The following is a 12,506-nucleotide window of genomic DNA, read 5'->3' on the forward strand; positions in this document are numbered from 1 at the left end:
AATCCTCCCGGGCGCCCGGCAGTTCGGCGGCCGCTTTCCCGAATTGCCCGGAGCGGCAGCGCATTTGGCGCGATCCCGCACCCACCCGCGCTCCCGGCCCTTTCCGTCACCGGCCCTGCCGTCACTCGCCCTGCCGTCACTCGCCCTGCCGTCACCCTCCCAACGGCGCGGGCAGCGGCCGGGCGTGCAGGACGTCCAGCCGGGAGACCGCCCTGGTCACCACCACGTACAGCCGGTGCAGACCGCGCGGCTCGGCCTCCACGATGGCGGCCGGCTCCAGCACCACCACGTGGTCGTACTCCAGCCCCTTCACCAGGGAGGCCGGCAGCACCGTCACCCGCGCCGTGGTGCCGACCTGTTCGGCCGCCCCGGTCGGGATGCCCGCGGCGAGCAGCGCCTCGGCGGTCCGCGCCGCCGCGCCGTCGGCCGCGATCACCGCGATCGAGCCCTCGCGCTCCAGCGCGGCCCGCACCGCCGCGACGGCCGCCGCGTCCAGGCCGCCGTCGGCCACCCGCCGCACCGTCAGCTCACCGTCCCGGCGCAGCGACACGGCCGGCGGCACGTCCACGTCCAGCGCGCCCAGCAGGGTGTTGGCGAGCTCCGTCACGGCGGCCGGGACGCGGAAGCCGGTGGTCAGCGGCACCACCGCGGCCTGCGGCTTGCCCAGGTGGGCGAGCTGCTCGGACCAGCTGCGGGCGGCCCACGGGGCGGTCGCCTGGGCGAGGTCGCCGAGGACGGTCAGGGAGCCGAAGGCGCTCCTGCGGGCGATCGCCCGGCACTGCATCGGGGAGAGGTCCTGGGCCTCGTCCACCACGACGTGGCCGAAGCCGGCCGGGCGCTCGATCAGACCGGCCACCTCGTCCAGGAGCATCAGGTCGTGCTCGGACCACGCGGCGCTCCGCTCCGAGCGCGGCGGCCGGCGCCACAGGATCGCCGCCTGCTCCCCGGGGTGGAGCACCCCGTCGGCGGCCTCGGCCAGCACCGCGGGGTCGCCCAGCAGGGCGGCGACCACGGTCTCCGGCCGCAGCCGGGGCCAGGCGGCCTCCAGGAAGGCCGCGACCGGCTTGCAGCGGCCGACCTTCCGCGTCCAGGCGCCGGACCGCACGCCCGTCCGGCGCTCAGCCTGGTCCTGGAGCATCGCCACCACCCGGGTGCGCAGGCTCTCCCGGCCGACGGCGTACGGCGGCGCCTGCTCGCGCAGTTCGGCGACGACCCGGTCGAGCCGCTCCGGGGACACCCGCCACCGGTAGGAGCCGTCCGGCACGACCAGCGGCTCCGCGGCCGCCGCCCGGATCCGGCCGTACAGCGCCCGGCGCAGCACCGTCGCCATCCGCCCGTCCTGTTTGACGGCGGCGGCCCGCTCGTCGTCCACCGAGGTGACCGGCCGGGTGGCGACCAGGTCCTCCACGGTGCACTGGCCCACGTCGATCTCGCCGAGCGCGGGGAGCACCTCGGCGATGTAGCGCAGGAAGGTCCGGTTGGGGCCGATGACCAGCAGGCCGCCGCGCTGGATCCGCTGCGGGAAGGTGTAGAGCAGGTACGCGGCGCGGTGCAGCCCGACGGCGGTCTTGCCACTGCCGGGCGCGCCCTGTACGCACACCGACTCGCCCAGCCCGCCCCGCACCAGCGCGTCCTGCTCGGGCTGGATGGTGGCGACGATGTCCCGCATCGGGCCGGTCCGGGGCCGTTCGATCTCGGTGGCCAGGATGCCGTCCGCACCGCCCTCCCGGATCCCCGGCGCGCCGCCGTCCGCCGAGCCGACTCCGCCCGACCCGCCGGGCCCACCGGGCCCACCGAGGGGTTCGTCCTCCAGCCCGGTCAGCTCCTCCGGTGCGCCCAGGCTCCAGGGCGCCCAGCCGAACCGGCGGCGGCGCGCCAGCCCGAGCGGGGCGTGGGCGCTCGCCTGGTAGAACACCCGGGACACCGGGGCCCGCCAGTCGACCACCAGTGGCGGCACCGTCGGGTCCTCGGAGATCCTCCGGCGGCCGACGTAGTAGCGCTGCCGCCGGTGGTCCCCGGCCTCCGCGGTGTCGGCGAAGTCCAGGCGGCCGAAGAACGACGGGCTCTCCGGCAGCTCCTTCATCCGCTTGGCGCGGGTGCGCAGGTACCGGCCGAGCGCCTCCGCGCTGGCGCCGTCGCCGGAGACGTCCTCCGCGGCGACGACCTGGAGGTCCGCGTCCTCGACCTGCCGGGCCATCGCCGCCCGGCAGACCTCGACGCAGGCCCGCTCCCGCTCCAGTTCGCCGCCGAGGTTCCCGGCTTCCGAGGTCATCGTTCGCGTCCCTTCCTGCACCACGGGGCCCATCCGCCGCTCGACGTCCAGCATAACTTAACCAAATAAAAATACTGACTTGGTTAACGAGTGGGAGCGGGTCCGGCCCTGACACCTCAGGACACCAGGGGCGCCTCCTCCAGCTCGGTCAGCGTCACCGTGCACAGACCGCCGCGCTCGACCCGGACGTCCGTGACCTCCAGCTGCGTGCCGGGCAGCAGGATGAACTCCTCCTCACCGGTGAACGCCGAGAAGTTCTGGATGCCGGCGGCCCGCACCGGGCGCACCTCGAAGAGCGTCCGCTTGCCCCGGCTCCCCAGGAAGGACTGCGCCACCCCGAGCTTGGAGGTGCAGGAGGACACGCCCCACCACGTCACCGTCCTGCCGAGCGGGTACTGCCGCCGCAGGTCCAGCGACACCCCTCGCCACAGCGGCGCCGTCCGGACGGGCAGCCGCGACACCGCCGCGAACAGCAGCCGCAGGTACGGCAGGTACGGCACCAGCCGGCTGCGGTCCGGCGAGCGCAGCACCGCGTTGATCTCCCGGTAGAACGCGGACTCGCAGGTGTAGAGGTAGAGCGCGGCGATCTCGTCGGCGGACAGGCCCGTGGCCCCCTCGTCCGCCCGCCGCTTGCCGAAGTCGTGCGACAGCGAGACGTGCCGGTCCAGGCCGCGCAGCAGCTCGGCGACCGGCGACACCGCCTCCCGGAAGCCCGTCGGCGGGGCGTCGAACACCCCGGTGATGGCGGGCAGGACGAGGCCCTCGTCCTTCACTCCGGCGAGCCGGTCCAAGTAGAGCTGGTGCAGCTCCATGGTGGAGGCGATGAAGGCGCCCATCCGCTCGGCGACCCCGTCGCCCGCCCCGCCGCCCTGCGCCGACGCGGCGTTCCACCCGGTGCTGGGCAGCCAGTCGACCTCGTCGGCGCCGAGCGAGGCGAGCGCGGCGTTCACCGTGGCGAAGTGCTCGCCGTCGCAGAAGATGTCGCCCTGGGCCGCCGGGTTGGCGTGGTCGATGTGCCGGACCTCGACCTCGGGGTACTTCTTCTGCAGCCGCAGCACGACGTTCTTCAGGCTGCGCGCGTGCGCGCCCCACCAGGCGAAGACCACGTAGCGGTCCTCCTCGGCGGCCTGCTGCTTGGCACGGAGGATCTCCTCCACGATCCGCTCGGCGACCGGCCGCCAGAACGCGGTGTGCTGGTCCGGCCCCATCGCGCCGTCACTACTCGCGGTGAGCGCCGCGTTCAGCAGCAACACGCCCTGGGTGAGCATGGCCTGGAACCACTCCGGCGGCTGGACCGTCTCCTGCTTCTTCAGCAGCGCCCGTATGTCGGCGATCGGCGTCTTCTTGGGAATGCCGTACTTCCACATCGCCGCGGCCTTGATGAGGCAGCGGATGCTGATCACCCGGCCGAACTGGCTGTCCTTCCAGTCGTGGAAGGTGTTGTCGAACATCGCGATGCCGGTGGCGCTCTCCGGCCTCGGGTACGGGTTCTGGCCGAAGACGACGACCTTCCACTTGTGCGGCGCGTGCGGCTTGAGCGCCTGGAAGGTCAGCTCGCGGACCGGGACGACCTCCGGACCGCGACCGGGGCCGATGAACGAGACCGCGCCCGGCTGCGCCTCGATGACCGGCTTCAGCAGCGGCAGCCACGGCTCGCCGCCGGTGAAGAGCTCCGCGAGGGCGAGCGGGTCGTGCGGGTCGGGCTGGGTGGCGGGGGTGTCGACGGCGCTCATGGTGGTGCGACTCCGGCTGGTCGGGACCGTGCGAATGACAGGCGAACGGCAGGTGATGGACCGTCAGCTTTCCTGGCGGACAGCACAGTCCTACCAGCGGGGTCTGACAATCCCGGCCGCCCCGACCGGCCCACCGACCGGCCCCCGACCCGCGCGGACGGGACCGGACGGATTGTCAGTCCCGGGCGCTAGCGTCGTCGGCGTCACCAAGGAACCGGCCCGCAGGCCACACCCGACCGACAGGAGCCCCGCATGGCCACCGACCGCACCCAGTCGCCCCTCAAGGTGGTGCTGACGGACCTCAACGCGTCGGTCGTGGAGTCCTGGCGGGCGGCCTTCGCCGACGTCCCCGGGATCGAGATCCGGCACGCCTCCATCCTCACCGCGAAGGTCGACGCCTGGGTCAGCCCCACCAACTCCCACGGCCGGATGGACGGCGGCACGGACGCGGCGATCAAGCGCCACCTCGGCGCAGGCATCCAGCTGCGGGTCCAGAAGGCGATCCGCGAGCGGCACGCCGGCCACCTCCCGGTCGGCAGCGCGGTCTGCGTCCCGTCCGGCGCCGTCAACCCCGGGTTCCTGATCTCGGCCCCGACGATGCAGACCTCCTCGCAGAACGTCAGCGAGACGTTGAACGTGGCCCTGGCCTGCGCCGCCGCCTTCCAGGCCGTCCACCGGCAGAACCGGCTGCAGCCTGGCTCCATCCGCTCCGTCGCCCTGGTCGGCATGGGCGCGCAGACCGGCAAGGTGCCGCCCCGGGTCTGCGCCAATCTGATGTGGTCCGGCTACACCCTCTTCAACGACCACCACTTCGAGGACGACGACGACCTGCGCGCCACCGTCCTCGCCCAGCTGGACGGCCTCGAGCAGGCGCCCGCCACCGAGCGGGTGCGCATATCGCCTCCCGCGCGCCGGAGTTCGACCGCCCGGCGGGCCTGACGTCACCCCGGCCGGCCGCGGGCCCCAGGTCCGCAGCCCGCCGCCCGACGGCGCACGGCCCACGACTCGACGACACTCCGTCAGCCCGTCGTGGGCGCGAGGTCAGCCCGCCGTGAGCGCGAGCCGGATCCACCGCTCGGACTCCGCGACCGCCACCCCCACGTCGAAGGCCTCCGGGGCGGCCGCGGCCTGCACCACGAGCCCCTTCAGCAGCCCGACGAAGGCCAGTGCGAAGGCCCCCGGGTCCACCCCGGGGCCCAGCTCCCCGTCCCGCTGCCCCTGGCCGACCACCTCGGCCGTCCACGCCCGGGTCCTGGCGTCCAGCTCCGCCACCGCGGCGGTCAGCTCCGAGGCCCCGGCGAGCGCCTCGGCCCCCAGCACCACGAACGCCCGGCCCAGGTCGGTCGGATTGCGCACGCCCTCCAGGCAGCCGCGCGCGAACCCGCACAGCTCGTCCACCGCCCCCGCCCCGCTGCGCTCCGGCGCGGCCGCCGCCACCGCCTCGGCCAGCGCCGCCTCCTGGAGCCGGGCGAGCAGTGCGGCCTTGGAGCCGAAGTAGTGGGTGGCCAGCCCACGACTGAAGCCCGCCTCCTCCCCCACCCTGGCGAGCGTGACCCCGGTGCTGCCGTGCTCGGCGATCAGCCGGGCGGCGGCGGCGATCAGAGCGGACTCGGCCCGGGCCCGCCGTTCGGCCTGGGTGCGGCGGGCCGGCGCCTCCCGAAGCGTCCCGGTCCGGCCGCTTCCGTCCTCATCGTGCGTAGACATGACACCATGCTAGTGTGAACTTGCTTGTCAGATAACAAGTAACTTCCGGAGTGGCGGGCACTCCCCCGACCCGCCGCCCCCGCGAGAAGGGAAGTCCCGATGACCGCCACGATGCTGGCCGGCCGGCTCGACGTCGCGAAGGGCGCCTTCGCCGTGGAGGAGGTCCCCGTCCCGGTACCCGGTCCGGGCGAGGTGCTGATCAAGGTGGAGGCCGCCGGCGTCTGCCTCTCGGACGTCCACCTGATCGAGGGCATGCTCAAGCCGCTCTACCTCAGGGGCGACAAGGTCACCCTCGGCCACGAGGTCGCGGGCACCGTGCACGCCCTCGGCGAGGGCGTGACGACCGCGGCCGTCGGCGACCGGGTGCTGCTGCAGGCCGGCGAGACCCGCGACGGCGCCGTGCACACCCGCGGCGTGGACTACGACGGCGGCTGGGCCGAGTACGCGCTCGCCACCGCCACCACCCTGGTGCCGATCCCGGACGAGCTCCCCTTCGAGCAGGCCTGCTTCATCCCCGACGCGGTCTCCACCCCCTGGGCCGCCATCACCACCACCGGCGCCGTGCGCCCGGCCGAGGCAGTCGGCGTCTGGGGCGTCGGCGGGCTGGGTGCCCACGGCGTGCAGCTGCTGCGGTCCATCGGCGCCTTCCCGATCGTCGCCGTCGACCCGCTGCCGGCCGCCCGCGAACGCGCCCTGGCCTTCGGCGCCGACGCCGCCCTCGACCCGGCCGACCCCGGTTTCGCCGGACTGCTCCGCGAGGCCACCGGCGGCCGCCCGCTGTCCGCCGCCTTCGACTTCGCCGGGGTCGCCCCGGTGCGCGAGCAGGCCATGGCCTCCCTCGGCGAGCACGGCCGCCTGGTGCTGGTCGGCCTCACCGACAAGCCGCTGACCGTCACCAACGGCACCCTGGTCAGCTACCTGCGCCAGCAGATCCGCGGCCACTACGGCTCGGACGGCCAGGACGTCGTCGACCTGGTCAACCTGGTCCGCGGCGGCCGGCTGGAGTTCTCCCGCTCGGTGAGCGGCACCTTCCCGCTGGCCGAGGCCGCCCGCGCGGTCGAGGCGCTGGAGCGCAAGGAGGGCAACCCGATCCGCCTGGTGCTCAAGCCCTGACCTCGGCGCGAACCCTGACCTCGGCGCACCACCGACCCGGCGCCGCACCTCCGGACTGAGCCCGGCAGGTGCGGCGCCGCCTTCTTCCCGCGGCTACCGCACCTCCGTGACCCGCAGCGCCGGGCGCACCGCCTCGGTCGCCGCCTCGACGACCGAATCGCGGCCGCCGCCCCGCGGACCACCACCCCCTCAACTTCCCTGCCTCGCGCCGAAAATGGCATGCACGCCACTAGCCAACCGGCCAGTAGCGCCCCTACCGTCGACTCTTCCGTGAGACTTCGACGGAGGAGTCCGCCTTGCGTTCACGCCAACGCCAACGCCCCCACACCCGCTCCCTCCGACTCCCGGCCGCCGCACTCGCCTCGGCCCTGCTCGTCACCGCCGCCCTGACCACCACCCCCACCGCCACCGCCGCACCCACCTCCGCGACGACGGCCGCCGCCAACGACTACTGCGGCGGCCACTGCTCCGACATCCTGCCGCCCGGCGAGAACGGCAACGCCACCCTCGCCGACATCCTGCTCAACCGGGCCTTCGGCACCCGCCCCGCGCACACCGACGACCAGCTCGGTCCGTACGCCGCCCTGGCCTCCGGCTACCCCGGCCTGACCGAGGCCAAGCTGCGCGACTTCTTCAACGACGCCTCCTTCGGCGTCCCCGCCGACCAGGTGGCCAGTTCCACCAGCCCGCGCCCGGACGTCACCATCGTGCGTGACAAGGCCACCGGCGTCCCGCACATCACCGGCACCACCCGCTACGGCACCGAGTTCGGCGCGGGCTACGCCGCCGCCCAGGACCGGCTCTGGGTGATGGACCTCTTCCGGCACGTCGGCCGCGGCCAGCTGTCCGGCTTCGCGGGCGGCGCCGCCGCCAACCGCCAACTGGAGCAGACCTTCTGGCAGGCCGCGCCGTACACCGAGGCGGAGCTCCAGCAGCAGATCGACGCCATCGCCGCCCGCGGCGGCCGGGCCACCCAGGCGCTCGCCGATGCCAACGCCTACCTCGACGGCATCAACCAGTACGCCAAGGAGTCCTACAACGCCCGCACCTTCCCGGGCGAGTACGACCTCACCGGGCACATCGACCCGATCACCAACGCCGGTTCGATCGAGCCCTTCAAGCTGACCGACCTGGTCGCCCTCGCCTCCGTGGTCGGCGCGCTGTTCGGCTCCGGCGGCGGGGGCGAACTGGCCTCCGCCCAGGTCAAGTCGGCCGCCGAGGCCCGCTACGGCAAGGACGCCGGGGACGCGGTCTGGAAGTCACTGCGCGAGGCGGACGACCCGGAGGCCGTCCAGACCCTGCACGACGGCCAGAGCTTCCCGTACGCGACCGTCCCCGACCAGCCGCAGGGCGCGGCGCTGCCCGACCCCGGCTCGGTGGTGCCCGAGCGGGTGGTCTACGACGCCACCGGATCCGCGAACTCGCTCACCACCGGGGCGAACGGCGTCCTGCCCGGGAACCTGCTGACCGCCAAGCACGGCATGTCCAACGCCCTGCTGGTCTCCGGTGCCCACACCGACGACGGCCACCCGGTGGCCGTGTTCGGCCCGCAGACCGGCTACTTCGCCCCGCAGCTGCTGATGCTGGAGGAGATCCAGGGCCCCGGGATCAGCGCCCGTGGCGCCGCCTTCGCCGGCCTGAGCTTCTACGTCCAGCTCGGCCGCGGCCAGGACTACGCCTGGAGCGCGACCTCCGCCGGGCAGGACATCACCGACACCTACGCCGTCCCGCTCTGCACCACCGACGGCTCGCCGGTCACCACCGCCGCCAACTCCTACCTCTGGCACGGCCAGTGCCTGCCCTTCGACCGGCTGGAACGCAAGAACTCCTGGAACCCGACGACCGCCGACTCCACCCCCGCCGGCTCCTACACCCTGGTGATGTACCGCTCCAGGTACGGCCTGGTGAGCGCCCGCGGCACGGTCGGCGGCGCACCCGTCGCCTTCACCTCGCTGCGCTCCACCTACCGGCACGAGGCCGACTCCATCATCGGCTTCCAGGAGCTGAACGACCCCGCCACGGTGCGCGACGCCGCGGGATTCCAGCAGGCGGCGCAGGACATCAACTACACCTTCAACTGGTTCTACGCCGACTCGCGGGACATCGCCTACTACAACTCCGGCAGCAACCCGGTCCGCGCTCCCGGAGTGGACCCGGGACTCCCCGTCCAGGCCCAACCGGCCTACGAGTGGGCCGACTTCGACCCCGCCGCCAACACCGCCCGGTACACCCCGGCGGCCGAGCACCCGCAGTCAGTCAACCAGGACTACTACATCTCCTGGAACAACAAGCAGGCGAACGGCTACACCTCGGCCGGCTTCGGCAACGGCTCGGTGCACCGCGGCAACCTGCTGGACGACCGGGTCAAGTCCCTGCTCGGCAACGGCGGCAAGGCGAGCCGGGTCTCGCTCACCCAGGCCATGGAGAGCGCCGCCCTGGCCGACCTCCGGGCCGAGGACGTGCTGCCCGACCTGATCCGCGTGCTGCGCGGCGCGCCCGTCACCGACCAGGCCGCCCTCACGGCCCTGCAGCAGCTGGAGGCCTGGCTCGCCAACGGCGCCCAGCGGAAGGAGACTTCACCGGGCAGTCACAGCTACGCGGACGCCACCGCGATCCGGGTGATGGACGCCTGGTGGCCGCTGGTCGCCGACGGCGTCATGCGACCGGGCCTCGGCGACCCGCTGTTCGGCGCACTGACCGGCGCCCTCCAGATCAACGAGTCCCCCTCCGGCGGCCAGACCGGCGCCGCCGGCGGCCCGGTGAGCGCCAACGAGGCCATCCCGCACAAGGGTTCGGCCTTCCAGTACGGCTGGTGGAGCTACCTGGACAAGGACCTGCGCGCCGTCCTCGGCGACCGGGTGTCCGGCCCGCTCGCCCGCCCGTTCTGCGGCGGGGGCGACCTCGCGGCCTGCCGGACCGTCCTGCTGAACACCCTGAAGCAGGCCGCCGCCCAGACCGCCGCCCAGGTCTACCCGGGCGACGCGGACTGCGCGGCCGGCGACCAGTGGTGCGCCGACACGATCATCCAGCGCCCGCTGGGCGGCGTGACGGACGCCAAGACCACCTGGCAGAACCGCCCCACCTACCAGCAGGTGGTGCAGTTCCCCAGCCACCGCTGAACCGCCGCGGCCGGTGCCCCGCTCCGGGGCACCGGCCGTCGGTCACTCCGGTCCGCCCACCCGCTTCGCGATGACCGCCGCGCCCTCCCGCAAGTACCGGGGCTGGTCCCGCAGCCGCCGGACCACCTTGATGTACGCCTCGCGACTGTCGCCCGTGGTCATCCGGTCCGAGGCGGCCCGGGTCAGATCGACGAAGGCCTCCATCAGCCCGGCCATCGCCCCCATCAGCGCCGCCTCCTCCTTCTCCGGCACCTTCTCCCGACCGCTGTCCTGCGCCTTCGGCAGCGCGTTCTCCCTCAGCTGCCGCCGCGCCTCCTCGACCGCATCGACGATCGCCCGTATCCCGCTGTCCATCCAGGCCCCCTCGCCCTTCCGTCCTCCGACGTACCCCGCGAGCCTTCCCACCCCGTCTCCCGCTTAGGCCCAGCCCGGCGCGCGGACCGCCGGAACTGCCCCTAGCGTGGTCCGGAGCCCCGACCACCCCCGGGCCGAGACCCGGGCTCCGCACCAGGAGGCATGCCGACCATGACCATCCCCCTCTCCGAGCTCACCGGCGACTACGTCCTCGACCCCACGCACACCCGGATCGGCTTCGTCGCCCGGCACGCCATGGTGACCAAGGTCCGCGGCGCGTTCCACCAGTTCGAGGGCACGGCCCACCTCGACGGGAAGGAGCCGTCCCGCTCCTCCGTCCAAGTGGTGATCAAGGCCGCCAGCATCGACACCGGCGTGGAGCAGCGCGACCAGCACCTGCGCACCAACGACTTCCTGGACGCGCCGACCTACCCCGACATCACCTTCCGCTCCACCGCGGTCGAGGCCCGCTCCGACAGCGACTACCGGGTCACCGGCGACCTCACCATCAAGGACACCACCCGCCCGGTCACCATCGACTTCGAGTACACCGGCAACGCCGTCGACCCGTACGGCAACCTCCGGGTGGGCCTGGAGGGCTCGGTCACCATCAACCGCAAGGACTACGGCGTCACCTGGAACGCGGCCCTGGAGGGCGGCGGCGTCCTGGTCGGCGAGAAGGTCGTCCTGGAGTTCGACATCTCGGCGATCCGCCAGGGCACCTGAACCACCGCACCGCGCAACCACCGAACCGCGCGACCACCGAACCGCGCGACAACCGAACCGCGGAACCACCGGACCGCACCGCAACCGCCCGGCTAGTCTCCTGGCATGCCGACAGATGACTCCCTCGCGACCGGCCAGCGTTCCCTCGGCGACCCCGCCCTCGACTACCCGCTCTGGCCCCCGCTCACCGCCGGCTGCCCGCGCACCGGCACTGAGGACGTCTCCTACCCCGTCGAGGTCGACTACGCCTACGAGAAGGCCGACCCCGCCGCCCTGTTCGACACCGCCCCGGCGAACCCCGCCCCGGCCAACGGCACCCCGGCGCGCCGCGGCCTGGAGCGCTGGGCCCCGCTGCTGCCGCCGCTGCTCGCCCCGGGCCTGGGCGAGGGCTCCACCCCGCTGGTGGAGCTCGAGCCGGGGGTGTACGTCAAGGACGAGTCCCGCAACCCCACCTGGAGCCACAAGGACCGGCTGAACCGCTGCACCACCAGCGCCGCCGTGGGCGTCGGCGCGCCGGGTATCGCGGTCGCCTCCTCCGGCAACCACGGTGCCTCGGCAGCCGCCTACGCCGCCCGCGCCGGACTGCCCTGCGTGGTGTTCACCGGCCCGGACCTGCCGCCGAACGTCGACGCCTTCCTCAACGCGTACGGCGCGGTGGTGCTCCCGGTGCCGTGGGAGGCCCGCTGGCCGCTGCTGCGCCAGACGGTCGAGCGGCTGGGTCTGCACCCGGTCAGCAACCTGACCACCACCCACACCGGCCACGCGTACGGGCCCGAGGGCTACAAGACGGTGGCCTACGAGATCTTCCAGGACGTCGGCGTGCCGAGCGCGGTGTTCGTCCCGACCGGCTACGGCGAGCTGCTGTTCGGCGTCTGGAAGGGCTTCGCCGAGCTGCGGCGGCTGGGCCTGACCGACCGGGTGCCGCGCGTCCACTCCTGCGAGACCGCAGCCTCCGGGCCGCTGGCCCGGGCGATCGCCGAGGGTCTTCCGGCCGCCCGTGTGACGGTCGGCCCGAGCGCCGCGTACTCGATCACCTCCCCGGTCAGCGGCTACCGGGGCGCGCTCGCCGTCCGGGCGAGCGGCGGCCGGGCCCTGACCCTCGACGACACGCAACTCACCGCTGCACAGCGGGAGTTGGCCAGAGCGGGGCTGTGGACCGAGCTGTCCTCGGCCGCCGGCCTGGCCGGGCTGCGCAGCCTCGGCGCGCCGGACCTCTCCGAGGGCCCGGTGGTCTGCGTGTCGACCTCCAGCGGCTTCAAGGACCTGGGCGTCGGCACCCACCGCACCGAGCCGGTCGCCCCCGACTGGGACGCGGTCGGCCGCCGTCTGCGCGCGGCCGGCCTCACCGACTGAGGCCCGGGTCCTCCACCGCCGCGAGGCCTGCTGTTCGCCCGCCCGCCCACACTCGTAGGGTTGCCGTAGGATCGGTGTTCGCCGAACGCCACCAGGCTTGCACCCTCCGTCAACTCCCCCCGCCTGTCGAAG

Annotated in this window: 9 protein-coding genes; 5 read left to right on the forward strand and 4 right to left on the reverse strand. The window is 73.8% G+C overall.

Annotated features, from left to right (window positions below; genetic code table 11):
- Positions 1-151: 151 nt before the first annotated feature.
- Positions 152-2,272, reverse strand: a complete 2,121-nt coding sequence (locus tag ACWDBB_RS01355) for a HelD family protein (protein WP_449787660.1) — start codon at positions 2,270-2,272, stop codon at positions 152-154.
- 116 nt (positions 2,273-2,388) lie between these two features.
- Complete coding sequence (locus ACWDBB_RS01360) at positions 2,389-4,005, reverse strand: ADP-ribosyltransferase domain-containing protein (protein ID WP_449787661.1); 1,617 nt, start codon at positions 4,003-4,005, stop codon at positions 2,389-2,391.
- 252 nt (positions 4,006-4,257) lie between these two features.
- Here ACWDBB_RS01360 and ACWDBB_RS01365 point away from each other — a divergent pair, with 252 nt between their 5' ends.
- The gene (locus tag ACWDBB_RS01365) at positions 4,258-4,944 is read left to right on the forward strand and encodes a macro domain-containing protein (protein ID WP_449787662.1); all 687 of its coding nucleotides are present in this window, start codon (positions 4,258-4,260) and stop codon (positions 4,942-4,944) included.
- 102 nt (positions 4,945-5,046) lie between these two features.
- Here ACWDBB_RS01365 and ACWDBB_RS01370 read toward each other — a convergent pair whose 3' ends face one another.
- Positions 5,047-5,709 carry a TetR/AcrR family transcriptional regulator gene (locus ACWDBB_RS01370; RefSeq protein WP_449787663.1) on the reverse strand — a complete coding sequence of 221 codons (663 nt, stop codon included), beginning with the start codon at positions 5,707-5,709 and terminating at the stop codon, positions 5,047-5,049.
- 99 nt (positions 5,710-5,808) lie between these two features.
- On the opposite strand from ACWDBB_RS01370, the gene ACWDBB_RS01375 reads away from it, so the two are divergent.
- On the forward strand, positions 5,809-6,822 hold the full coding sequence (locus tag ACWDBB_RS01375) for a zinc-binding dehydrogenase (RefSeq protein ID WP_449787664.1): 1,014 nt from the start codon (positions 5,809-5,811) through the stop codon (positions 6,820-6,822).
- A gap of 296 nt (positions 6,823-7,118) precedes the next feature.
- Positions 7,119-9,941 (forward strand): penicillin acylase family protein, encoded by a 2,823-nt coding sequence (locus tag ACWDBB_RS01380; RefSeq protein ID WP_449787665.1) that lies wholly within the window; start codon positions 7,119-7,121, stop codon positions 9,939-9,941.
- 42 nt (positions 9,942-9,983) lie between these two features.
- Here the strand turns inward: ACWDBB_RS01380 and ACWDBB_RS01385 are convergent, their stop codons facing one another.
- Positions 9,984-10,295 (reverse strand): hypothetical protein, encoded by a 312-nt coding sequence (locus ACWDBB_RS01385; RefSeq protein ID WP_449787666.1) that lies wholly within the window; start codon positions 10,293-10,295, stop codon positions 9,984-9,986.
- Positions 10,296-10,466: 171 nt separating this feature from the next.
- Between ACWDBB_RS01385 and ACWDBB_RS01390 the strand changes: the two genes are divergently transcribed.
- On the forward strand, positions 10,467-11,021 hold the full coding sequence (locus tag ACWDBB_RS01390; RefSeq protein ID WP_449787667.1) for a YceI family protein: 555 nt from the start codon (positions 10,467-10,469) through the stop codon (positions 11,019-11,021).
- Between the two features lie 105 nt (positions 11,022-11,126).
- Positions 11,127-12,374 (forward strand): threonine synthase, encoded by a 1,248-nt coding sequence (locus ACWDBB_RS01395; protein ID WP_449787668.1) that lies wholly within the window; start codon positions 11,127-11,129, stop codon positions 12,372-12,374.
- Positions 12,375-12,506: the final 132 nt, after the last annotated feature.

The sequence above is a fragment of the Kitasatospora sp. NPDC001095 genome, assembly GCF_053598615.1.